Raw genomic sequence first — 22,020 nt, 5'->3', positions numbered from 1 at the left:
CGCCAGTCCCGAAGGGTGGCGGCGTTTTGAAGGCATGGGAGCGGCGACAATCAGCCGTCGAAGAATTCCTTCATCCGGGCGAAGAAGCCCGTAGATTCCGGATTATTCTCCTTGGAGGACAACTGCTCGAACTCCTGCAGCAACTCGCGCTGACGCTTGCTGAGTTTCTGCGGTGTTTCGATCTGAATCTGGATATAGAGATCGCCCGTCTGCGCAGAACGCAGCACCGGCATACCCTTGCCCTTCAGACGGAACTGCTTGCCCGGCTGGGTGCCTTCCGGAACCGTGACGCGCGATTTCGTGCCATCGAGCGTTGTCACATCGAAAGTGCCGCCAAGCGCTGCCGTGGTCATCGAGATCGGCACGGTGCAATAAAGATCGGCACCGTCCCGCTGGAAGAATTCATGCGGACGCACGGACAGGAAGATATAGAGATCGCCTGCCGGACCGCCACGCATGCCGGCCTCGCCTTCGCCCTGCAGGCGAATGCGGGTGCCGTCTTCGATGCCCGAGGGAATGTTGACGGAAAGCGAACGCTCTTCCGTTACACGGCCCTGGCCATGGCACTTGCCGCAGGGGTCGGAGATCGTCTGTCCGCGACCGTGGCAGGTGGGGCAGGTGCGTTCCACGGAAAAGAAGCCCTGCGCCGCGCGCACGCGGCCAGATCCCTGGCAGGTGGCGCAGGTCTTGGGCTGCGTGCCGGGCTTTGCGCCCGAGCCGGAACAGACATCGCAGGTGATCGAGGTCGGAACCCTGATCTGCGCCGTCTTGCCGGTGAAGGCCTCTTCCAGCGTGATTTCCATATTGTAGCGAAGATCGGCGCCGCGCTCGCGACCACCGGAAGACCGGCGCGCACGACCGCCACCCATCATCTCGCCGAAGATGTCTTCGAAAATATCCGAGAAGCCGCCATTGGCGAAACCGCCGCCGCCAAAGCCGCCACCGCCGCCCATGCCGCCATTTTCAAAGGCCGCATGGCCGAAACGGTCATAGGCCGCGCGCTTCTGCGGGTCCTTCAGCGTTTCATAGGCTTCGTTGATTTCCTTGAATTTCTGCTCGGATTCGGCGTTATCCGGGTTCTTGTCCGGATGGTATTTCATCGCGAGTTTGCGGAAGGCGCTTTTCAGCTCTTTTTCGTCCGCGGTCTTGCTGACGCCAAGTGTTTCGTAAAAGTCTGCTTTCGCCATTAAGTTAACAAGCCCCGCAAATGGATTTCCGGCTGCACGTCGGCAGCCGGATGTCTTGCATATGTTGCCAGGAGACGGAAGGTCACGCGATTATGCGGACTTCTTGTCGTCCTTGATTTCTTCATAGTCGGCATCGACGACGTCATCCTTGCCGCCTTCAGAAGCATCGCCGGCCTCCGCCTGCTGTGCTTCGTAGATGGCCTGACCGAGCTTCATGGAGACTTCCATGAGGGTCTGGGTCTTGGCCTGAATGTCGTCTGCGTCAGGCTCAGCGGCTTCGACAGCGGTCTTCAGGCTGGCAATGGCGTCTTCGATCGCCTTGCGGTCGGTCTCGGAAACCTTGTCGCCATATTCCTTCACCGACTTCTCAGTGGAGTGAATGAGGCTTTCGGCCTGGTTCTTGGCTTCCACACCGGCGCGGCGCTTCTTGTCGGCCTCGGCATTGGCTTCGGCGTCCTTCACCATCTTTTCGATGTCGGCGTCGGACAGACCACCGGAGGCCTGGATGCGGATCTGCTGTTCCTTGCCGGTGCCCTTGTCCTTGGCGGAAACCTGCACGATGCCGTTGGCGTCGATATCGAAGGTAACTTCGATCTGCGGAACGCCACGCGGCGACGGCGGCAGGCCAACGAGGTCGAACTGGCCGAGCAGCTTGTTGTCCTGGGCCATTTCACGCTCGCCCTGCGAAACGCGGATGGTCACGGCCGACTGGTTGTCTTCGGCGGTCGAGAAGGTCTGGCTCTTCTTCGTCGGGATCGTCGTGTTGCGATCGATCAGACGGGTGAAGACACCACCCAGCGTTTCGATACCGAGCGACAGCGGGGTCACGTCGAGCAGCAGAACGTCCTTTACGTCGCCCTGCAGAACGCCGGCCTGAATGGCGGCGCCCATGGCAACCACTTCATCCGGGTTCACGCCCTTGTGCGGCTCCTTGCCGAACAGCTGCTTGACGACTTCCTGCACCTTCGGCATGCGGCTCATGCCACCGACGAGAACGACTTCGTCGATCTCGGACGCGGAAACGCCGGCATCCTTGAGCGCTGCCTTGCAAGGCGCGACGGTGCGCTGCACCAGATCGTCGACCAGGCTTTCGAACTTGGCACGGGTGAGCTTAAGCGTCAGGTGCTTCGGACCGGAAGCGTCAGCCGTGATGAAGGGCAAGTTGATTTCGGTCTGCTGCGAGGACGAAAGCTCGATCTTCGCCTTTTCGGCAGCTTCCTTGAGGCGCTGCAGAGCGAGCTTGTCGTTCTTCAGGTCGATGCCCTGATCCTTCTTGAACTCGCCGGCCAGATATTCGACCAGACGCATGTCGAAGTCTTCACCGCCAAGGAAGGTATCGCCGTTCGTCGACTTCACTTCGAAGACGCCGTCGCCGATTTCCAGAACGGAAATATCGAAGGTGCCGCCGCCAAGGTCGTAAACGGCGATGGTCTTGCCGTCCTTCTTGTCGAGGCCATAAGCGAGTGCTGCCGCAGTCGGCTCGTTGATGATACGCAGAACATCAAGACCGGCGATGCGGCCGGCATCCTTGGTTGCCTGGCGCTGCGCGTCGTTGAAATAGGCCGGAACGGTGATGACGGCCTTCTCGACCTTTTCGCCGAGATAGGATTCAGCCGTTTCCTTCATCTTCTGAAGGATCATCGCGGAAATCTGCGAAGGGGAATAGGGCTTGTCCTGCGCCTTCACCCATGCGTCGCCATTGTCACCCTTGACGATTTCAAAGGGAACGAGGGCCTTGTCCTTTTCGACGGTCGGGTCTTCATAACGGCGGCCGATCAGGCGCTTGACCGCAAACAGGGTGTTGGTCGGGTTGGTGACCGCCTGGCGCTTGGCCGGCTGGCCGACAAGGCGTTCGCCATCGTCGGAAAATGCCACCATGGACGGCGTGGTGCGTGCACCTTCCGCGTTTTCAATTACTTTCGTGTCCTTGCCGTCCATCACTGCGACGCAGGAATTGGTCGTGCCAAGGTCGATACCGATTACTTTTGCCATGCTCTTCTCTCCTTGAAGCGAGCTGCCGGAACCCCGTGAGGCATTCTTGTGGCAACTCCTTGACTTGGATTTGCAGTATTTGCTGCAGTTCTGCGGCGTATATAAGGAGCGATTTTTCCTGCTGCAAGGCGCAAGAGAGGGTGAAGCGCAGCAAAAAAGCGCAAGAAACCCCTGTCTGTGCAGAAGCATAGCCATCGCGGCTTGCGGAAGCGGGAAAACGCGGCTGAAGCGCTACACGGCGGCATCGTTCGACATCGCGGGGAGCGAACCGGTGAGACTTGCTTTTAACGGCATCGGGGTGGGGTGAAATGGCGGACAGGGTGGGATTCGAACCCACGGTACGCTTTCACGCACACACGCGTTCCAGGCGTGCGCCTTAAACCACTCGGCCACCTGTCCTTTTTTCAAATCTGCATGTTTTGAAGAATGCAAATCACTGGAACGGCGCGATATATACCGATGAATTCGCAGGGATCAACACGAATCTGACAGTTTTTTGAAATGTCGGCAATTTCCTGTGTTCCGATGCGATTGCAAACCGGTTTTTCCACCTTTATCGATGCATTATAGATTTCAAAATATGGCTGTCTGACCGGCAGATCGTAAGCGAGGTGTCCCCAATGAAAGCTTTTTTGCGGTTTTTGAGCTTTCTTTTCCTCGTTGCGGCGGTTTTTCTGGGCGTGCTCGATTCGATCCGCTCGGTTTCCACATCCTCGGTCAACATCACCGGCATCCTGTCCGCCTGGAACTATCTTCTTCCTGCCTCCCGTACCATGGTGGAAGCGGCCATGGCTCACTATATTCACCCTGAAGCGTGGCGCTTCATTGAAAATGCCCTGTCGGCGGTGCCCGCATTTGCCGTTTCCCTGGCGCTTTCCCTGCTCTTCTGGATGGCGGGTTACAGGAAGCACAAGGCGATGAGGCGTTTATCGGCCTGACCTCGTGTCTGTCGAATTGAGCGCCCGCAGACGTGAACCATGAGAAGCGGCTGAACTGGCCGCATGGAGGACCGAATGTTCCTGTTCGATACGCTTTCAAAAAAAACGACGATGCCGACTGAAGAAACGGCCTTGCCCGGCCGTGAAGAGGCGCTTGCGGTGCCGGAAAACCATTTCGTGAATGGCCGGCCTTTGAAGGGGCCATATCCGGATGGTCTGGAAATCATCTATCTCGGCATGGGCTGCTTCTGGGGCGCGGAGCGGCTTTTCTGGAAAACGCCGGGCGTGTGGGTAACGGCGGTCGGATATGCCGGCGGCTTCACCCGCAACCCGACCTATCAGGAAACGACGACCGGCCAGACAGGCCATGCCGAAGTAGTCAAGGTTGTCTACGATCCGGCGGTTATCTCGCTCTCGGGTCTGCTGAAGATATTCTTCGAGGAGCATGATCCGACTCAAGGGATGCGGCAGGGCAACGATGTCGGCACGACCTACCGTTCCGCCATTTACGCGACGACGGAAGGGCAGTTGCAGCAGGCGCAGAAGGCGCGCGATGCTTTTCAGGAGGCTTTGGACGAGGCCGGCCATGGCAGCGCCATCACCACCGAGATCGGGCCGCTTGAAACGTTTTATTACGCTGAAGACTATCATCAGCAATATCTTGCCAAGAACCCGGGCGGCTACTGCGGCCTGAGGGGAACCGGCGTAAGCTGCAATATCGACTAGATTTTTTGCAGGTCGCTCCGGTGGAAAGACCAAAAAAACGCCAGAATAAAGTTTTTCCACCGGGTCAAAAAAACCGGATGAATTTTTCATTGAGCCATGCAAGGATATGAGCCAAGCACAGCCGGGAAAACGGCTGGCGGTTCCGCAGACATTCCCGGTCAACGGGTTTGCGGGAGGACCCTTAAAATATCAATTGCAACAACAGGGCTGCACAATGAAAAAATCCCTTCTGACGCTTTTTGCGCTCGCCGCAATGTCGGCTTCCGCGCTCGCCGCAGATATCAAGCCGGCGCTGGTCTATGGCACGGGCGGCAAGTTCGACAAATCGTTCAACGAAGCCGCTGCGGCCGGGGCTGAAAAGTTCAAGGCAGAAACGGGCATCGAATACCGCGACTTCGAACCGACCAGCGACACGCAGGGTGAACAGGCGATCCGCAACTTCGCCAGCAAGGGCTTCAACCCGGTCGTCGCTGTTTCCTTCGCCTGGACCTCGGCCATGGAAAAGGTTGCAGCCGAATTCCCTGACACCAAATTCGTCATCGTCGATTCCGTCGTCGAGCTGCCGAACGTCCGATCCGTCGTCTACAAGGAGCATGAAGGCTCCTACCTCGTTGGTCTTCTGGCCGGCATGGCTTCCAAGACCGGCAAGGTCGGCTTCATCGGCGGCATGGATATTCCGCTGATCCGTAAGTTCGCCTGTGGTTATGCCCAGGGCGCCAAGGCGGCCAACGACAAGATCGAAGTCTTCCAGAACATGACCGGCACCACGGGTGCTGCCTGGAACGATCCGGTGCGCGGCGGTGAACTCACCAAGAACCAGATCGACCAGGGCGCGGACGTGATCTACGCGGCGGCCGGTGCGACCGGTATCGGCGTGTTGCAGACCGCCGCCGATAACAAGAAGTTCTCGATCGGCGTCGATTCCAACCAGAACCATCTGCATCCGGGTTCCGTTCTGACCTCCATGGTCAAGCGCGTCGATCTGGCGGTTTACAATGCCTATAAGGATGCCAAGGACGACAAGTTCACCCCCGGCATCGTTGCTTTGGGCGTCAAGGAAGACGGTGTGGCTTACGCGGTTGACGACAACAACAAGGCCCTGATCACGCCGGAAATGACCGCCGCCGTGGACAAGGCGAAGGCTGATATCATCTCCGGCGCCGTCAAGGTTCATGACTATATGGCGGATAATTCCTGCCCGAAATGATATGATATGTAACGGGGGCGCATGATGATTTTTCATCTTGCGCCCTTTTCATATCCAGCCTTCGGAGAGGTTTCGGTTTGAGTATGGACCCTGCAATCGAACTGGTGGGCATCGACAAGAAATTCGGTGCCGTTCACGCCAATAAAAATATCAATCTGACCGTTGCCAAGGGCACGATCCACGGCATCATCGGGGAAAACGGTGCCGGAAAATCGACCCTGATGTCGATCCTCTACGGTTTTTACCAGGCGGATGCCGGTGAAATCCGGGTGAATGGCACGCCCGTCGCGATCCGTGACAGTCAGACGGCCATCAATGCCGGCATCGGCATGGTGCATCAGCACTTCATGTTGGTGGAAAACTTCACCGTACTTGAAAACGTCATGCTAGGCGCGGAAGGCGGCGCATCGCTCGCCAAGGGCCGGGCGGCGGCCCGCAAGGAGTTGCAGCGTCTGGAGGACGATTACGGTCTGGAAGTCGATCCGGATGCGGTCATCGAAGAACTGCCTGTCGGCCTGCAGCAGCGCGTCGAAATCCTGAAAGCCATGTATCGTGGCGCCGAAATCCTGATCCTCGATGAGCCGACCGGTGTTCTGACCCCGGCTGAGGCCGATCACCTTTTCAAGATTCTCGGCGTCCTGCGCGAGCAGGGCAAGACCGTCATCCTGATCACCCACAAGCTGCGCGAGATCATGGCGATCACGGATTCCGTCTCCGTCATGCGCCGCGGCGAAATGGTGGCGACCCGCAAGACCTCAGAAACCAGCGTCGAGGAGCTGGCCGAACTGATGGTTGGCCGTCGCGTGCTGCTCCGGGTGGAAAAGGGCGAGACGACACCGGGTGATGTTCTGTTCTCCATCCGCAATCTGACCGTCAAGGATAACCGCGGCGTCACCATGGTGGACGATGTCTCGCTCGATGTCCGCGCCGGTGAAATCGTCGGCATTGCCGGCGTGGCAGGCAATGGCCAGTCGGAACTGCTCGAAGCCATCGCCGGCATCCGCAAGCCCGCTTCGGGAGAGATATGGGTGGATGGCCAGAAGGTAGAGCGCCCCGATCCGGCAATCTTGCGCAGGCTCGGTCTCGCGCATATTCCGGAAGACCGCCACCATATGGGGCTGGTGCTGAAATTCGAGGAATATGAAAACTCAATCCTCGGCTATCACCATGATGAGCGATACGGCAAAGGACCTTTCCTCAACCCCGAGGCCATCCGCAAGGATGCGGTCGAAAAGATCGAGAAATACGATATCCGCCCGCCGAACCCGCAATTGAAGACCGCCAATTTTTCCGGCGGCAACCAGCAGAAGATCGTCGTCGCCCGCGAAATCGAACGCGACCCGAAGATGCTGATTATCGGCCAGCCGACACGCGGCGTGGATATCGGCGCCATCGAATTCATCCATCGCCGCATCATCGAAATGCGCGATGCCGGCAAGGCGATTTTGCTGGTTTCGGTTGAACTCGATGAAATCCGTTCCCTTTCGGACCGGATCATGGTCATGTTCGCCGGCCGTGTCGTTGGAGAAAAAACGGCGGAAGCCGAAGAACAGACGCTGGGCCTGATGATGGCCGGCATCGCCGCATGAGGCATGAATGAGCACCGCTTCCACCCCCCTGCCAAACTGGATCAGCTACGGCCTGCTGCCTTTGCTGAACGTCGTCACCGCCTTTCTGATTTCCGGCCTCGTCGTCTGGTCCATCGGTGAAAATCCGCTGGCGGCGCTTCGCCTGCTCATCGAAGGTGCGCTCGGCCGTGGCGACGCCATCGGCTTCACGCTGTTTTACACGACGAGCTTCATTTTCACCGGCCTCTCCGTCGCCGTGGCTTTCCATGCGGGCCTGTTCAATATCGGCTCCGAAGGTCAGGCCTATATTGGCGGGCTGGGTGCGGCGCTGGTGGCGCTGGCGCTTGATCGTTACGTGCCCTGGTATGTGACGATGCCCTTCGCCGTCATCGGTGCTGCGGTTTTCGGCGCGGCCTGGGCCTTCATTCCGGCATGGCTTCAGGCCAAGCGCGGCAGCCATGTCGTCATCACCACCATCATGTTCAACTTCATCGCCGCGGCACTGATGGTTTATCTCCTGGTCAACGTGCTGATCGTACCGGGCAAGATGGCGCCGGAAACGCGTACCTTCCTGCCGGGCGGGCAATTGCCGAAGCTGGACTGGCTGATGGCATTGTTCGGCCTCAAGCTCGGGCCGGCGCCGTTCAACGTCTCCTTCATCATCGCGCTGGTCATGTGTTTCCTCGTCTGGGTGCTGATCTGGCGCACCAAGCTCGGTTACGAGATGCGTACGCTCGGCATCAGCCCGTCGGCAGCCATCTATGCCGGTATTCCCTATGCGCGCACGGTCATCATCGCCATGCTCATTTCCGGTGGACTGGCGGGCATGATGGCCCTGAACCCTGTCATGGGCGCCTCCGCCCGCCTGCAGGTGGAATTTGTCGGCGGTGCGGGTTTCGTCGGCATCGCCGTTTCGCTGATGGGGCGAAGTCACCCGCTTGGCATCATCTTCTCGGCATTGCTGTTCGGCATTCTCTATCAGGGCGGTGCAGACCTTTCCTTCGAGATGCCCAACATTACCCGCGAGATGATCGTGGTCATCCAGGGTCTGGTGATCCTGTTTGCCGGCGCGCTGGAATATATGTACCGGCCGGCGGTCGTCCGCATCTACCAGCGTCTGGCAAAGGGGTGAGCTGATATGGATTTCTTCGACATGCTGGTCAGCATTCTCGGCTCGACCGTCCGCCTCACCATCCCGCTTCTGTTCACCGCCCTTGCCGGGCTTTTTTCCGAGCGTGCGGGCGTGTTCGATATCGGGCTTGAAGGCAAGATGCTGGCTGCGGCCTTCGCGTCTGCCTGTGTTGCCTATATCACTGCCAATCCCTGGGCCGGTCTACTGGCTGGCATCGCGGTCTCCATCCTGTTCTCGCTGATCCATGGTTTCGCCGTCATCACCAATCGCGGTAACCAGATCGTGTCGGGCGTGGCGCTGAACTTCATTGCCGCCGGCCTGACCGTGGTTCTGGGGCAGGCCTGGTTCGGCCAGGGCGGCCGCACGCCGCAGCTTCCGGGCGAAGGACGTTTTGCCCCGATCATCCTGCCCGGCGGGGACGCGATGCGCGAGGTGCCTTTCATCGGCCCGCTTTATGCCAATGTCATTTCCGGCAACAATATCCTCACCTATCTCGCCTTTCTGGCTGTGCCGCTTTCCTGGTGGGTGCTTTATCGCACCCGTTTCGGCCTGCGGCTGCGCGCCGTCGGTGAAAACCCGGGTGCCGTCGATACGGCCGGCATTTCGGTGACATGGATGCGTTTCCGCGCCGTCATCGTTGCCGGTTTCCTCTGCGGCTTTTCAGGCGCCTATCTCGCCGTTGCGCAATCAGCCGCCTTTATCGCCAACATGTCGGCCGGCAAGGGTTATATCGCGCTCGCGGCGCTGATTTTCGCGAAATGGAAGCCGGTGCCGGTCATGTTCGCCTGCCTGCTCTTCGGTTTTCTGGATGCCTTCGCCAACTTCATGCAGGGCAAATCCGTGCCCGGCATCGGCGAAGTGCCGGTGCAGATATTCCAGGCCATGCCCTATATTCTGACCTGCATCCTGCTTGCCGGTTTCATCGGCGTCGCCAAGCCGCCCAAGGCCGGTGGCGTTGCCTATGCGAAGGAGCGTTAAATCCATGTCACAAGACCCGATGTCGCATGCCCTGTTCGAGGCGGCGGTGGAGGCCATGGCCTTTGCCCATGCACCCTATTCGAAATTCCCGGTCGGTGCGGCGATCCGCGCTGAAGACGGCAAGATCTACAAGGGTGCCAATATCGAAAATCTTTCTTTCCCGCAGGGCTGGTGCGCCGAACCTTCCGCCATCAGCGCCATGATCATGGGCGGGGCCAAGAAGATCAGCGAAATCGCCGTCATCGCCGAAAAGCTCGCTCTCTGCCCGCCCTGCGGCGGCTGCCGGCAGAAGATCGCCGAATTCGCCACGCCGGAGACGAAAGTCTATCTCTGCGATGAAACCGGTGTCCAGAAGGTCATGACCATGGAAGAGCTTTTGCCCTTCAGCTTCAAGACAGAGCTGCCCTGATGCCGGATACGCTGATCGATATTCTGGTGGAGCGCCTGAACGGCCTGATGCCGCGCATCGCCATCGTTCTCGGCTCTGGCCTCGGTTCTCTGGTGGAGGAGGTGGGCGATCCGATCCGGGTGCCCTATGCCGAACTTCCCGGTTTTCCCGCAAGCGGCGTTTCCGGCCATGCGGGCGAGCTGGTGGCGGGCTATCTTGGCGGTGAGCCCGTCATGATGCTCTCCGGCCGGGTGCATTATTACGAGAAGGGCGATCCGTCCGCCATGCGTGCGATCATCGGGGCGCTGGCCGGTCTCGGCGTGCAGTCGCTCATTCTCACCAATTCGGCGGGTTCGGTCAGGCAGGATATGCCGCCCGGCTCGGTCATGCAGATTACCGATCACATCAATTATTCCGGCATGAACCCGCTGATCGGCGAGGAAAGCGACCGCCGCTTCGTCGGCATGACCACGGCTTACGATCCTGATTTGATGCTCGCCATGCGCAATGCCGCGATCCGTGCAACGGTGCCCCTGTTCGGCGGCGTCTATATGTGGTTCTCCGGCCCAAGCTTCGAAACGCCGGCGGAAATCCGCATGGCGCGGTTGCTGGGTGCGGATGCCGTCGGCATGTCCACGGTGCCGGAAGTCATCCTCGCCCGCTTTTTCGGGATGCGTGTTGCCGCTGCATCGGTTATTACCAATTACGGCGCCGGCATGACCGGTGCGGAACTGAGCCATGAAGAAACCAAGGACATGGCTCCCGTGGGTGGCAAGAGGCTTGCCGCTATTCTGAAGGAAATGATCGCAGGAGGAGCGTGACCATGGAACTCCAGCGTCCGCGCGAAGCGGCTGCCCTCACTCTGTCCTTGCTGGACCTGACAAATCTCAAGGAAGACTGCACGCCGGAGCAGATCGCTGCCCTGTGCCAGCGCGCGCATACGGATTATGGCAACACCGCCGCGATCTGCATCTGGCCGCGTTTCGTGGCACAGGCCCGGGCTGCTTTCGGAAAAGAACACGCGATCCGCATCGCCACCGTCGTCAATTTCCCCTCGGGCGATCTCGATATCGCGACCGTGGTTACGGAAACCGAAGTGGCGATCCGCGACGGCGCCGACGAAATCGATCTGGTGATCCCCTATCGCAAATTCATCGCCGGCGATGAAGCGGCCGTTTCCGACATGGTGGCCGCCGTGCGCAAGGCCTGCGTGGCACCCGTGCTGCTCAAGGTCATTCTCGAAACCGGCGAGTTGAAGGACAAGGCGCTGATCCGCCGCGCCTCCGAGATCGCCATCGCCGAAGGGGCGGATTTCATCAAGACATCGACCGGCAAGGTCGCCGTCAATGCCACGCTGGAAGCGGCCGATATCATGTTGCAGGCGATCCGCGACAGCCGGCAGAAAGTTGGCTTCAAGCCCGCCGGCGGCATCGGCACGGTGGAGGACGCGACACTTTACCTGCGGCTGGCGGAAACCATCATGGCGCCCAACTGGGCCATGCCGTCCACTTTCCGTTTTGGTGCCTCGGGCATTCTCGATGACGTGCTGAACGTGCTGGCCGGCGGCGAACCGGCCAAGGCCGCCAGCGGGTACTGAGCTTGATCCCGCAGGAAATCATCCGCCGCAAACGTGATGGCCTGTCGCTTGCGCCGCAGGAGATCGCCGCTTTCATCGAGGCGCTTTCCAAAGACGGCATCTCGGAAGGGCAGGCGGCCGCCTTCGCCATGGCGGTGTTCTTTCGCGGCATGAACCGCGATGAGATGGTGGCGCTGACGCTTGCCATGCGCGACAGCGGCGATGTCCTGTCCTGGAGTGATCTCGGCAGACCGGTGGCGGACAAGCATTCCACCGGGGGCGTCGGTGATAATGTCTCTTTGATGCTCGCCCCCATCGTTGCCGCCTGCGGTCTTGCCGTGCCGATGATTTCCGGCAGGGGTCTTGGCCATACCGGCGGCACGCTGGACAAGCTGGAAGCGATCCCCGGTTATAACGTTATGCCGGACGAGGCGCTGTTTCGCCGGACAGTGAAGACGGTTGGCTGCGCCATCATCGGCCAGACGGGCGATCTCGCACCCGCCGATAAACGCCTCTATGCCATCAGGGATGTGACCGCGACGGTCGATTCCATCCCGCTGATCACGGCTTCCATTCTCTCGAAGAAGCTGGCCGCCGGGCTTGAGACGCTGGTTCTCGACGTGAAAGTCGGCAACGGCGCTTTCATGCAAAGCCTGGAGGATGCCCGCATTCTCGCCCGCGCGCTGGTCGATGTAGCGAATGGCGCGGGCCTGCCGACGGCCGCGCTGATCACCGACATGAACCAGCCGCTTGGCGATGCGGCGGGCAATGCCGTCGAAATCGTCAATTGTCTGGAGTTTCTGGCCGGTCGCAAGGCCGGCACACGTCTCAAAAAAGTGGTTCTGTCCTTTGCGGCGGAAATGCTCGTGCAGGCTCAAAAAGCCGCGACGTTGGAGGAAGGCGAGGCGCTGGCGTCGTCGGCTCTTTCCTCCGGCCGCGCCATGGAGGTCTTTGCGCGGATGGTTTCGGCACTGGGCGGCCCGTCGGACTTTGTCGAACATCCATCCCGTTACCTGGCCTCTGCGCCGGTCATTCTCCCGGTTCCCGCTGTGCGAAGCGGTTGGCTCGCATCCTGCGCAACGCGCGATCTCGGCATTGCCGTGGTCGAACTCGGCGGCGGCAGAACAAAGCCCTCGGACACCATCGATCCGGCAGTCGGTATTTCGGGTATTCTGCCGCTTGGGGCGAGGGTGGAGAAGGGCGAGCCGATCGCCGTCGTTCACGCAGGGTCCAGCGAAGATGCGGAACGTGCGATCAAAAGAATAGAGGGCTGTTATGGGATTGCGGACAGCGCCCCGGAAATCGCGGCACCTATCCTCGAGCGGATCACCTGACCAGCCGCATTTCGCCGCCGGACACCTTGAAAGACGACAATTGTTTCAGAAAGCTCATGCCGATCAGCATGTTGCTCAGCGCATTGTCCTTCAGCACCATGGCATCGACATTCTGAACGCGGATTGCGCCGATCTCTACCCGGTCAAGCTTCACATGCGCCGCCAGGGTCTGCCCATTGGCCGTCGAGATCGCATATTTGAAATCGAGGCTGTTGACGCCGTAACCCAGCCGGCGTGCAATCGTCTCGTTGATCGCCACCATGGAGGCGCCGGTATCGACCATCCCGTCGAAGGACTTGCCGTTGATGCGGAAGGTGGCGTTGAAGTGACCGCGCGTATCCGCTTTCAGACTGACGCTGCCCAGCGAAACCGGCTGCGGCCTGGAAACTTCGGCGGTGGCGCCGGATTTTGCCACGCCGGTTTCCGGGCGTGACTGAAATTTTTCCATCAGCGCTGGAATTTGCGTGGCACTAACCGAAAGACCGACAAGCAGAAAAATCGCACGCGCCAGCAAGTGATTGCTCCTTAAGGGCAGGGGTTGTCCCTGTGCAGCATAGGCGCAAAACATGCTGAAATCTTAAAAGAAAAAAGCCATCCGCCGCGTTGCGTGCGGCGAATGGCTCAAACGGTTAAGCAATGATGAACGGTGTTATTTGGTACCGTACATGCGGTCGCCGGCATCGCCGAGGCCGGGAACGATATAGCCCTTCTCGTTCAGATGCCTGTCGATGGCGGCTGTGTAGATATGCACATCGGGATGGGCTTCACGGAAATTCTTGATGCCTTCGGGTGCAGCCAGCAGACACAGGAAGCGGATGTTCTTGGCGCCGCGCTCCTTCAGCTTTTCAACGGCGGCGATGGAGGAATTGCCGGTTGCCAACATCGGATCCACGACGATGATGAGACGGGCGTCGAGGCTTTCAGGAGCCTTGAAATAATATTCGACCGCTTCCAGCGTATCGTGATCGCGATAAACGCCGATATGGGAGACACGCGCCGAAGGAACGAGTTCGAGCATGCCTTCCAGCAGGCCGTTGCCGGCGCGCAGAATGGAAGCGAAAACCAGCTTCTTGCCTTCGAGCACCGGTGCCTCGATGGTTTCGAGCGGCGTGTCGATGGTTTCCATCGTCATTTCAAGGTCGCGCGTCACTTCATAGCAGAGCAGCGTCGAAATTTCCCTGAGCAGGCGGCGGAAGCCGGCCGTGGAAGTTTCCTTCTTGCGCATGATGGTGAGTTTGTGCCGCACCAGCGGATGTTCGATGACTGTGACGCCGTCCATGAAACTGGCCTTCCTTTTATCTTATGCCCTGTAATTCACCGAAAGCACGTTTTTCGCAAGCCTTCTTCGCGGTTTTACCCTGCCAACAACAGCTCAGGACTGATCGATCCGGGCCAGCAGCTGTGCGCGGGTGGCGTCGTCCACAAAGGCGCATTCCAGCGCGGTGCGGGTCATATGATTGATCTCGGCATTGCTGAACCCGAACTCGTCGGCAGCCAGCGCATATTCCCTTGCGAGCGATGTGAAGAAAAATGGCGGGTCGTCGGAACTGATGCACACACGCACCCCGGCATCGCTGAGAGCTTTCAGCGGGTGGCTGGCGAAATCGGGATAGACGCTGAGCGCGATATTCGAGCCGGGGCAGACTTCGAGAACCGTTCCCGCCTCGACCAGCCGGGAGATGAGAGCGGCATCTTCAATCGCGCGAACGCCGTGGCCGATACGCGACGGTTTGACGAGATCGAGCGCGTCAGCAACGCTTTGTGGCCCGCAAACCTCACCCGCGTGGATCGTCAGCCCAAGACCCGCATCGCGGGCGATATCGAAGGCGCGGGCGTAATCGGCAACCCGGCCCATGCGCTCTTCACCGGCCATGTTGAAGCCGGTGACCAGGGGATGCCGCCCGCGCGCCGCATATTCGGCCGCTGCGATTACCCGCTCTGGGCCGAAATGCCGCTCGCCGGTGACGATGATGCGGGTTTCGATGCCGGTCTTTTCTTTCGCGATGCGGATGCCTTCGGCAATGCCGGCGAGATAGGCGTCGGCACCGAGCCCGATGCGGTCGCCGTGGTCGGGCGAAATGATCAGCTCGCTGTAGATCGTATTGGCTTCGGCAAGTTCGGTCAGATAGGTTTCGGTCAGGAGGGCATAATCCTCATCCGTCTTGAACACCTGCGCCACCGCGTCATAACAGCGGATGAATTCGGCGAAATCCGACCAGACATATTGGCCGTCCCGCAGGAAGCCGCTGGTGTCGATGCCGTATTTCTCCGCCTGTTTCGCGACGAGGGCGGGCGGGGCCGCACCCTCGATGTGGCAGTGAATTTCTGCTTTCAGCAAATGCGATGTCAAATGAAGCTCCTGCCGTGTGAACCGGCGTCAATTCCAAGATGATGGGCGATGCTTTCGCCGATATCGGCGTAGCTTGAACGGATGCCGACATCGCGGGAACGGATGCCCGGCCCGAATGCCATGATCGGCACCCTTTCGCGTGTATGGTCCGTGCCCCGCCATGTGGGGTCGCAACCGTGGTCGGCGGTCAGAAGGGCGATATCACCCGGCGCCATCTTGCGATGGATTTCGGGGATGCGCGCATCGAAGGCCTCAAGGGCAGCGGCGTAACCGGCAACATCGCGGCGATGGCCGTAAAGCATGTCGAAATCGACGAAATTGGTGAAGACGAGATCGCCGTTTTCTGCCTCGTCGATCGCCTGCAACGTCGCATCCATCAGGGCGCTGTTGCCGTTAGCCTTAATGACGCGCGAGACGCCCTGATGGGCATAGATATCGCCGATCTTGCCGATCGCATGCACCTTGCGCCCGGCCTCCATCAGCCGATCGAGCAGGGTCGGCTCGGGTGGCAGAACGGAGAAATCGCGACGGTTGCCGGTGCGTTCGAAGGTTGCGACCGTTTCGCCGATGAAGGGGCGGGCGATGACGCGGCCAATATTCAGCGGATCGAGCAGCTTGCGCACCGTCTCGCAGAGCGCGATGAGCCGCTCCAGACCGAAATGCGTTTCATGCGCGGCGATCTGGAAAACGGAATCGGAGGACGTGTAGCAGATCGGTTTGCCGGTCCTGATATGCTCTTCACCGAGCGCCGCGATGATCTCGGTGCCGGAAGCATGGCAATTGCCGAGAATGCCCGGAATATCTGCCTCTTTGCAGATCGCTTCCACCAGTTCCGGTGAAAATGCATCGCCTTCCGTCGGGAAATATCCCCAGTCGAAGGTAACTGGCGTACCGGCGATCTCCCAGTGGCCGGAAGGCGTGTCCTTGCCCTTGGAGATTTCGCTGGCGGAGCCATGCAGGCCGAAAATGCGCTCCGGCGGTTCCATGCCGGCGGGAATGTCGCCGCTTGCCTGCCTTGCGATCTCGATGAGGCCGAGCGAACACATGTTCGGCAGCTTCAGCGGACCTGCCCGAAGCCCGGCTCTATCCGCCGCACCTGCCGCGCAGAATTCCGCGATGTGACCGAGCGTATTTGCACCAAGATCGCCATAACGCTCCGCATCAGGCGCGCCGCCGACACCGAAGGAATCCAGAACGAGAAGAAATGCTCTTGCCATAACTCACCGAAACAAAATGCGCCGACGGGCAATGTCAGGCCGAACTGCCGTTATAGATCAGCAAAACGTGAAGAAGGAAGTGCTTTTATGAACCATCCGGTAAAACCGGCTGCTCAATCCTCGTCCCGTTTCGATTTGGGGGCGTTGAGATTACGCAGGACATACCACCCCGCCGCCACCACCATCGTCGCCAGAATATACCACGTTACGGCATAGGAGAGGTGGTTGTTGGGGAAGGTGAGCATGGTCTTGCCGCCGACCGGCAGACCGCCGGGATTGGGTGTCGCATCGGCGTCGACATAAAACGGCGCGACATCGGAAAGGCCGGATGCCTGCGAGATTTCAGGAATATTGCGGGAATACCAGCGGCCATTTGCCGGATCGTTGGTGCGCAGGAAAAGCCCGCCGGTTTCGGGCGCGCGCATCAGCCCGACGATCTCCACGTTTCCGGTCGGTTCGCCTTCCTGACGGGAGGATGGATCGCGCCTGTCGGACGGCACGAAGCCGCGATTGACGATGATGCTGGAGCCATCGTCGCGCCTGAGCGGCGTCATCACCCAGTAACCGGGGCCGAGATCCGTGACCGTATAGACCTGAACCTCCCTGTCATTGAGCAAGGTGCCGGACAGTTTCACACGGCGATATTCGTATTGCGCCGGGTCGCCGAGTGCCGGCCATTCTCCGGCTGCAGGGGCATCGACGGGATCGGCATGGGCGCGGGCTTCGACCCGTTCGATAAGATCGAGCTTCCAGGAAAGGCGCTTGACCTGCCATGTGCCGAGCGCCAGCAGCAGACCCGTCAGGACAACGGTCAGAAACAGAACGACGATGGCCGCAGGGCGGATGCGCCGCTTATGGGATGTGGTTTCTTTCATGTCACGGTCCTTGCGAAGCGCGCCTGGCAGAGACCAGTCTGCTTTGGCGGGCTTTTTTTCCCACCCGCATGCGCTTCTTCCAGCAAATAACCCCATAAATCGCACCAGGATTCATGGGGTTATGTGTTGGCGCGAGGGCGGCCCGCCGGAAACCCGGCAGGCCGTCGATTTATGCTGCTCAGGGCAGGTTCTTCACATCCTCGATGTGCAGCGGCATCATGTTCTTGTTCATGTTGTACATGACCCAGAGCGAGCCGGAGAGGGTGATCAAAAGCACCACGACGGTGAAGATCAGCGCCATGAAGGTCCAGCCGCCTTCGGACTTGGTGTCCATGTGCAGGAAGTAGATCATGTGCACGAAAATCTGGATGACGCCGAGGCCCATGATCGCGATGACCAGCAGGGTCTTGTTTTCGAGAACGTCGCCCATGACCAGCCAGAAGGGGATCGCCGTCAGGATGACCGACAGGACGAAGCCGATCATGTAGCTCTTGAACGTGCCATGGCTGGCGCCATCATGGTGATGATGCTCGTCGCCATGCGCGTCGTGATGTGCGTGTGCTTCGGAACTCATCAAAGAACTCCCATGAGGTAAACGAAGGAGAAGACGCCGATCCAGATGACGTCGAGGAAGTGCCAGAACATCGACAGGCACATCAGGCGGCGCTTGTTCGCCGCGATCAGGCCGTGTTTGGCAACCTGGAACATCAGCGTGACGAGCCAGATGATGCCGAAGGTGACGTGCAGACCGTGCGTACCGACCAGCGCGAAGAAGGCCGACAGGAACGCTGAACGCTGCGGGCCGGCACCTTCCGCGATCAGGTGATGGAACTCATAGAGTTCGACGGCGAGGAAGGCGAGGCCAAAGAGGCCGGTCACACCCAGCCATACCAGTGTTGCCTTTACCTTCTGCTTTTCCATTTCCAGCATGGCGAAGCCATAGGTGATGGAGGAGAAAAGCAGGAAGCCGGTATTGATCGCCACCAGCTTCAGGTCGAACAGGTCCGCACCCGAGGGGCCGGCCGCATAGTTGCGGCCGACGACGGCATAGGTGGCAAACAGCGTCGCGAAGATGAGGCAGTCGCTCATCAGGTAGAGCCAGAAGCCCAGCGACGTGCCGTTCTCCGGGTGATGGTCTTCCTTCAGGTAGAAGACCGGTGGTTCAGCGCCGTCGACGCTTTGTGCAGGTGTATGAGACATGTTCCGTTACGCCTGTTCCGCGAGCAGCTTGGTACGTTCCGCTTCGACCGTCGAAACGTCGGCAGCCGGAATGTAATAATCGCGATTGTAGTTGAAGGTGTGGGCGATGGAGACCGCGATGATGGCGAGCATCGACAGAGCCGCAAGCCACCATATGTGCCATACCAGGGCGAAGCCGAGAACCACGCTGATGGCGCTGATGATCACGCCGGCGCCGGTGTTCTTCGGCATATGGATCGGAATGAAGCCTTCCTTGGGACGGTTGTAACCGCGCTTCTTCATATCCGCCCAGGCGTCGACATCATGGATGACGGGCGTGAAGGCGAAGTTGTAGGCAGGCGGCGGCGACGAGGTCGACCATTCCAGCGTACGGCCGTTATAGGGGTCGCCGGTTACATCGCGCAGCTGGTCGCGCTTCAGGAAGCTGACGATGAGCTGGATGACGAAGGAGGCGATGCCGAGCGCGATCAGGAAGGCGCCGAAGGCGGCGATCAGGAACCAGATCTGCAGCGAGTTGTCCTCGAACTGGCTGATACGGCGGGTGATGCCCATCAGGCCGAGAATATAGAGCGGCATGAAGGCGAAGTAGAAGCCGATGAACCAGAACCAGAAGGACAGCTTGCCCCAGAACGGATCGAGACGGTAACCGAAGGCCTTGGGGAACCAGTAGACGATACCCGCAAGCACACCGAACACGACGCCACCGATAATGGTGTTGTGGAAGTGGGCGATGAGGAACAGCGAGTTGTGCAGCACGAAGTCCGCCGGCGGAACGGCAAGAAGAACGCCGGTCATGCCGCCGATGACGAAGGTGATCATGAAGCCGATCGTCCAGAGCATCGGCACATCGAACTTGATGCGGCCCTTATACATGGTGAAGAGCCAGTTGAAGATCTTCGCGCCCGTCGGGATCGAGATGATCATCGTGGTGATGCCGAAGAAGGCGTTGACGCTTGCGCCGGAACCCATGGTGAAGAAGTGGTGCAGCCACACGATATAGGCGAGGATGGTGATGACGCCCGTGGCGTAGACCATCGAGGCATAACCGAAAAGGCGCTTGTTGGAGAAGGTCGAGACGATTTCCGAGAAGACGCCGAAGGCCGGCAGAACCAGAATGTAAACTTCCGGATGACCCCAGATCCAGATGAGGTTGACATACATCATCGGATTGCCACCGAGATCGTTGGTGAAGAAATTGGTGCCAACGTAACGGTCGAGGGTGAGAAGGGCGAGCGTGCCGGTCAGGATCGGGAAGGAGGCCACGATCAGGATGTTCGAACACAGCGACGTCCAGACGAAGATCGGCAGGCGCATCATGGTCATGCCAGGCGCGCGCATCTTGATGATCGTGACGATCAGGTTGATGCCCGATAACGTCGTTCCCACACCGGCGATCTGCAGACCCCAGATATAATAATCGACCCCGACCCCCGGGCTTCCGTCGATGCCGGACAGCGGCGGATAGGCCAGCCAGCCGGTCTGCGCATATTCACCGATGAACAGCGAGATCATGGTGATGACGGCGCCGGCCGTGGTCATCCAGAAGGAGAAATTGTTGAGGAAGGGGAACGAAACGTCGCGGGCGCCGATCTGCAGCGGTACGACGAAGTTCATGAGACCCGTGATCATCGGCATGGCCATGAAGAAGATCATGATGACGCCATGGGCCGTGAAGATCTGGTCGTAATGGTGCGGCGGAAGATAACCTTCCGAACCACCCGAGGCGATGGCCTGCTGCACGCGCATCATGATGGCGTCGGCGAAGCCGCGCAACAGCATGACGAGCGCCAGAATGATGTACATGATACCGATCTTCTTGTGATCGATGCTCGTGAACCATTCGTTCCAGAGATAGCCCCACAGGCGGAAATAGGTAAGGGCGCCGACGACGGCGATGCCGCCCAGAGCCACGGCCGCGAAGGTGGCGACGAGAATGGGCTCGTGAAGCGGGATGGACTCCCATGTCAGCTTCCCGAACAGGAACGACGTTTGATCGGAATTGACGATCATTTTAGCCTCTTGCGATTCGAAAACGTAAGATCGGCGCGGACCGGCCGCGCCGCAGAATGCCGGGACGTATCGTCAGCCAGCGACTTGTTTCGTTTCCGGCAGCGCCGCGGGTTCGAAAGTCTGACCCTTGATTGCAGCCGGAGTGGATTGAGGACCGCTGGCGACGCCATAGGGCGCGAGCGGGGTGCAGACGACGGAGTTCAGCGCCTTGGCGATGTCGATGCCTTCCTTGCCGCCGCCGCCATTGGCGTCGATATGCATCATGTCACGCATGCAGAGCTTGTTGGGCTCGACACAGCGGTTGAGAATGGCGCTGTAGAGCTCCGGATCGACCGAAGCGAAATATTGCACCGGCTCGCGCTCGGAAGGCTTGGCGAATTCCAGATATTCCTGACGGCCGAAGCCCTTGCCGCCTGCTTTCGTCTTGGCAACCCACTCATCGAAGCCCTGCTGGCTGAGGCCATGGAACTTGAAGCGCATGTGGGAGAAGCCGGGGCCGGAGAAGTTGGCCGAGAAGCCGTCATAGACGCCTTCCTTGTTGATGACCGCGTGCAGCTTGGTCTGCATGCCGCCCATGGCGTAGATCTGGCCGGCGAGTGCGGGAACGAAGAAGGAGTTCATCGCGGTCGTGCCGGTGATCTTGAAGTTGATCGGAACATCGACCGGAGCGGCGAATTCATTGACGCTGCCAATGCCGAGTTCGGGATAGAAGAACAGCCACTTCCAGTCCATGGCCACCACTTCGACCGTGAGCGGCTTGATATCGGCGGTCACCTGGCGGTTCTCGTCGATACGCTCCAGCGGGCGATAGGGGTCGAGACGGTGAGTGGAAATCCAGGTCACCGTGCCGAGCATCAGGATGATGGCGACCGGAGCCGACCAGATCACCATTTCAAGGCGTGTGGAGTGGTGCCACTCGGGATCGTAATCCTCGGCCTTTGCCGATTCCCGATACTTCCATGCGAAGAAAAGCGTCAGGGCAATGACGGGGACGATGATCAGCAGCATCAAGACCGTGGACGTGATGATAAGATCGCGCTGCTGGATGGCGATGTCGCCCGAAGGGTTCATGACGACGAGGTTGCAGCCGCTGAGCAGCAGCAGAGCCGGGATTGCCAGAAGGGCGGATGAGATTTTTTTGATCGTGCGCACGTTCTTTGAACTCGTACAGTTTGGATTATGCCGCGAATAATTGCCGAACATCATTTTTCAAATGAGGTATATTGTCGCGGTGCAGCGAAACCTTCGCGATGCACCATGTACCGGGCAGAGCTGCCTTTGAAGGCTGAGCGCGTGCATTATCGCATGGTCGACCGACTGGGCAACCCTTTATTGCCAAACT

At 59.5% G+C, this 22,020-nt stretch carries 22 protein-coding genes and 1 tRNA gene; 11 read left to right on the top strand and 12 right to left on the bottom strand.

Annotated elements, in window-relative coordinates:
• Positions 1 to 50: 50 nt before the first annotated feature.
• Together dnaJ and dnaK are read right to left on the bottom strand one after the other, a co-directional pair.
• Positions 51 to 1,187 (bottom strand): molecular chaperone DnaJ, encoded by a 1,137-nt coding sequence (gene dnaJ / locus AC5YUO_RS07355; RefSeq protein WP_003507223.1) that lies wholly within the window; start codon positions 1,185 to 1,187, stop codon positions 51 to 53.
• A 90-nt stretch (positions 1,188 to 1,277) separates the two neighbouring features.
• On the bottom strand, positions 1,278 to 3,179 hold the full coding sequence (gene dnaK / locus AC5YUO_RS07350; RefSeq protein WP_496154773.1) for a molecular chaperone DnaK: 1,902 nt from the start codon (positions 3,177 to 3,179) through the stop codon (positions 1,278 to 1,280).
• Positions 3,180 to 3,225: 46 nt separating this feature from the next.
• Between dnaK and AC5YUO_RS07345 the strand changes: the two genes are divergently transcribed.
• The gene (locus AC5YUO_RS07345) at positions 3,226 to 3,486 is read left to right on the top strand and encodes a hypothetical protein (protein ID WP_496154772.1); all 261 of its coding nucleotides are present in this window, start codon (positions 3,226 to 3,228) and stop codon (positions 3,484 to 3,486) included.
• Between the two features lie 2 nt (positions 3,487 to 3,488).
• On the opposite strand, the gene AC5YUO_RS07340 is transcribed toward AC5YUO_RS07345, so the two are convergent.
• A tRNA-Ser gene (locus tag AC5YUO_RS07340) sits at positions 3,489 to 3,578 on the bottom strand.
• 221 nt (positions 3,579 to 3,799) lie between these two features.
• Here AC5YUO_RS07340 and AC5YUO_RS07335 point away from each other — a divergent pair.
• The 10 genes from AC5YUO_RS07335 (at position 3,800) to deoA (ending at position 13,026) form a co-directional block, all read left to right on the top strand.
• Entirely contained in the window at positions 3,800 to 4,117 is a 318-nt protein-coding gene (locus tag AC5YUO_RS07335) for a hypothetical protein (RefSeq protein WP_496154771.1), read from the top strand.
• A 75-nt stretch (positions 4,118 to 4,192) separates the two neighbouring features.
• Entirely contained in the window at positions 4,193 to 4,843 is a 651-nt protein-coding gene (gene msrA / locus AC5YUO_RS07330; protein WP_496154770.1) for a peptide-methionine (S)-S-oxide reductase MsrA, read from the top strand.
• A 214-nt stretch (positions 4,844 to 5,057) separates the two neighbouring features.
• Positions 5,058 to 6,050, top strand: coding sequence for a BMP family lipoprotein (locus AC5YUO_RS07325; protein ID WP_400815859.1), 993 nt, complete (start codon positions 5,058 to 5,060; stop codon positions 6,048 to 6,050).
• 83 nt (positions 6,051 to 6,133) lie between these two features.
• Positions 6,134 to 7,639: an ABC transporter ATP-binding protein gene (locus AC5YUO_RS07320; RefSeq protein WP_496154823.1), complete on the top strand. Its 1,506-nt coding sequence runs from the start codon at positions 6,134 to 6,136 to the stop codon at positions 7,637 to 7,639.
• Between the two features lie 7 nt (positions 7,640 to 7,646).
• Entirely contained in the window at positions 7,647 to 8,750 is a 1,104-nt protein-coding gene (locus tag AC5YUO_RS07315; RefSeq protein WP_400815861.1) for an ABC transporter permease, read from the top strand.
• Between the two features lie 6 nt (positions 8,751 to 8,756).
• Positions 8,757 to 9,728 (top strand): ABC transporter permease, encoded by a 972-nt coding sequence (locus AC5YUO_RS07310; RefSeq protein ID WP_496154769.1) that lies wholly within the window; start codon positions 8,757 to 8,759, stop codon positions 9,726 to 9,728.
• 19 nt (positions 9,729 to 9,747) lie between these two features.
• Positions 9,748 to 10,137, top strand: a complete 390-nt coding sequence (locus tag AC5YUO_RS07305; protein ID WP_162936796.1) for a cytidine deaminase — start codon at positions 9,748 to 9,750, stop codon at positions 10,135 to 10,137.
• Complete coding sequence (locus AC5YUO_RS07300) at positions 10,137 to 10,937, top strand: purine-nucleoside phosphorylase (protein ID WP_496154768.1); 801 nt, start codon at positions 10,137 to 10,139, stop codon at positions 10,935 to 10,937. Before AC5YUO_RS07305 ends, AC5YUO_RS07300 begins: the two co-directional genes overlap by 1 nt.
• 2 nt (positions 10,938 to 10,939) lie before the next feature.
• Positions 10,940 to 11,713 (top strand): deoxyribose-phosphate aldolase, encoded by a 774-nt coding sequence (gene deoC, locus AC5YUO_RS07295; RefSeq protein ID WP_496154767.1) that lies wholly within the window; start codon positions 10,940 to 10,942, stop codon positions 11,711 to 11,713.
• Positions 11,710 to 13,026 carry a thymidine phosphorylase gene (gene deoA, locus AC5YUO_RS07290; RefSeq protein WP_496154822.1) on the top strand — a complete coding sequence of 439 codons (1,317 nt, stop codon included), beginning with the start codon at positions 11,710 to 11,712 and terminating at the stop codon, positions 13,024 to 13,026. The genes deoC and deoA overlap by 4 nt, the downstream gene beginning before the upstream one ends.
• Here deoA and AC5YUO_RS07285 read toward each other — a convergent pair.
• The 9 genes from AC5YUO_RS07285 to cyoA all read right to left on the bottom strand — a co-directional run bounded on the left by AC5YUO_RS07285 (position 13,019) and on the right by cyoA (position 21,881).
• Positions 13,019 to 13,540, bottom strand: a complete 522-nt coding sequence (locus AC5YUO_RS07285) for a TIGR02281 family clan AA aspartic protease (RefSeq protein ID WP_496154766.1) — start codon at positions 13,538 to 13,540, stop codon at positions 13,019 to 13,021. The two genes, deoA and AC5YUO_RS07285, sit on opposite strands and share 8 nt — an antisense overlap.
• A 135-nt stretch (positions 13,541 to 13,675) precedes the next feature.
• Complete coding sequence (gene upp / locus AC5YUO_RS07280) at positions 13,676 to 14,305, bottom strand: uracil phosphoribosyltransferase (RefSeq protein ID WP_400815870.1); 630 nt, start codon at positions 14,303 to 14,305, stop codon at positions 13,676 to 13,678.
• Between the two features lie 93 nt (positions 14,306 to 14,398).
• The gene (locus AC5YUO_RS07275; RefSeq protein ID WP_496154765.1) at positions 14,399 to 15,376 is read right to left on the bottom strand and encodes an adenosine deaminase; all 978 of its coding nucleotides are present in this window, start codon (positions 15,374 to 15,376) and stop codon (positions 14,399 to 14,401) included.
• Positions 15,373 to 16,593: a phosphopentomutase gene (locus AC5YUO_RS07270; RefSeq protein ID WP_496154764.1), complete on the bottom strand. Its 1,221-nt coding sequence runs from the start codon at positions 16,591 to 16,593 to the stop codon at positions 15,373 to 15,375. Before AC5YUO_RS07270 ends, AC5YUO_RS07275 begins: the two co-directional genes overlap by 4 nt.
• 113 nt (positions 16,594 to 16,706) lie before the next feature.
• A complete protein-coding gene (locus AC5YUO_RS07265) occupies positions 16,707 to 17,468 on the bottom strand; it encodes an SURF1 family protein (protein ID WP_496154763.1) in 762 nt (253 codons plus the stop codon).
• Between the two features lie 178 nt (positions 17,469 to 17,646).
• Positions 17,647 to 18,042 carry a cytochrome o ubiquinol oxidase subunit IV gene (gene cyoD / locus AC5YUO_RS07260; RefSeq protein ID WP_496154762.1) on the bottom strand — a complete coding sequence of 132 codons (396 nt, stop codon included), beginning with the start codon at positions 18,040 to 18,042 and terminating at the stop codon, positions 17,647 to 17,649.
• Entirely contained in the window at positions 18,042 to 18,668 is a 627-nt protein-coding gene (gene cyoC, locus AC5YUO_RS07255; RefSeq protein WP_003524364.1) for a cytochrome o ubiquinol oxidase subunit III, read from the bottom strand. The genes cyoD and cyoC overlap by 1 nt, the downstream gene beginning before the upstream one ends.
• Positions 18,669 to 18,674: 6 nt before the next feature.
• A complete protein-coding gene (gene cyoB, locus AC5YUO_RS07250; protein WP_400815881.1) occupies positions 18,675 to 20,678 on the bottom strand; it encodes a cytochrome o ubiquinol oxidase subunit I in 2,004 nt (667 codons plus the stop codon).
• Positions 20,679 to 20,750: 72 nt separating this feature from the next.
• Positions 20,751 to 21,881: a ubiquinol oxidase subunit II gene (cyoA, locus tag AC5YUO_RS07245; protein WP_496154761.1), complete on the bottom strand. Its 1,131-nt coding sequence runs from the start codon at positions 21,879 to 21,881 to the stop codon at positions 20,751 to 20,753.
• Positions 21,882 to 22,020 lie beyond the last annotated feature (139 nt).

Source organism: Agrobacterium sp. LEGMi-208b, from assembly GCF_059511785.1.
Note: the sequence above shows the minus strand (reverse complement) of the source record. Positions and strands in the feature narration are given on the sequence as shown.

Bases quoted from the DNA above. Each gene is read 5' to 3' on its own strand.
- msrA (WP_496154770.1), top strand. From the start codon at position 4,193: ATGTTCCTGTTCGATACGCTTTCAAAAAAAACGACGATGCCGACTGAA.
- AC5YUO_RS07300 (WP_496154768.1), top strand. From the start codon at position 10,137: ATGCCGGATACGCTGATCGATATTCTGGTGGAGCGCCTGAACGGCCTG.
- AC5YUO_RS07315 (WP_400815861.1), top strand. From the start codon at position 7,647: ATGAGCACCGCTTCCACCCCCCTGCCAAACTGGATCAGCTACGGCCTG.
- AC5YUO_RS07325 (WP_400815859.1), top strand. From the start codon at position 5,058: ATGAAAAAATCCCTTCTGACGCTTTTTGCGCTCGCCGCAATGTCGGCT.
- cyoD (WP_496154762.1), bottom strand. From the start codon at position 18,042: ATGAGTTCCGAAGCACACGCACATCACGACGCGCATGGCGACGAGCAT.
- deoC (WP_496154767.1), top strand. From the start codon at position 10,940: ATGGAACTCCAGCGTCCGCGCGAAGCGGCTGCCCTCACTCTGTCCTTG.
- AC5YUO_RS07310 (WP_496154769.1), top strand. From the start codon at position 8,757: ATGGATTTCTTCGACATGCTGGTCAGCATTCTCGGCTCGACCGTCCGC.
- dnaJ (WP_003507223.1), bottom strand. From the start codon at position 1,187: ATGGCGAAAGCAGACTTTTACGAAACACTTGGCGTCAGCAAGACCGCG.
- AC5YUO_RS07320 (WP_496154823.1), top strand. From the start codon at position 6,134: ATGGACCCTGCAATCGAACTGGTGGGCATCGACAAGAAATTCGGTGCC.
- dnaK (WP_496154773.1), bottom strand. From the start codon at position 3,179: ATGGCAAAAGTAATCGGTATCGACCTTGGCACGACCAATTCCTGCGTC.
- AC5YUO_RS07265 (WP_496154763.1), bottom strand. From the start codon at position 17,468: ATGAAAGAAACCACATCCCATAAGCGGCGCATCCGCCCTGCGGCCATC.
- cyoC (WP_003524364.1), bottom strand. From the start codon at position 18,668: ATGTCTCATACACCTGCACAAAGCGTCGACGGCGCTGAACCACCGGTC.
- cyoB (WP_400815881.1), bottom strand. From the start codon at position 20,678: ATGATCGTCAATTCCGATCAAACGTCGTTCCTGTTCGGGAAGCTGACA.
- cyoA (WP_496154761.1), bottom strand. From the start codon at position 21,881: ATGTTCGGCAATTATTCGCGGCATAATCCAAACTGTACGAGTTCAAAG.
- AC5YUO_RS07335 (WP_496154771.1), top strand. From the start codon at position 3,800: ATGAAAGCTTTTTTGCGGTTTTTGAGCTTTCTTTTCCTCGTTGCGGCG.
- AC5YUO_RS07305 (WP_162936796.1), top strand. From the start codon at position 9,748: ATGTCGCATGCCCTGTTCGAGGCGGCGGTGGAGGCCATGGCCTTTGCC.
- AC5YUO_RS07270 (WP_496154764.1), bottom strand. From the start codon at position 16,593: ATGGCAAGAGCATTTCTTCTCGTTCTGGATTCCTTCGGTGTCGGCGGC.
- upp (WP_400815870.1), bottom strand. From the start codon at position 14,305: ATGGACGGCGTCACAGTCATCGAACATCCGCTGGTGCGGCACAAACTC.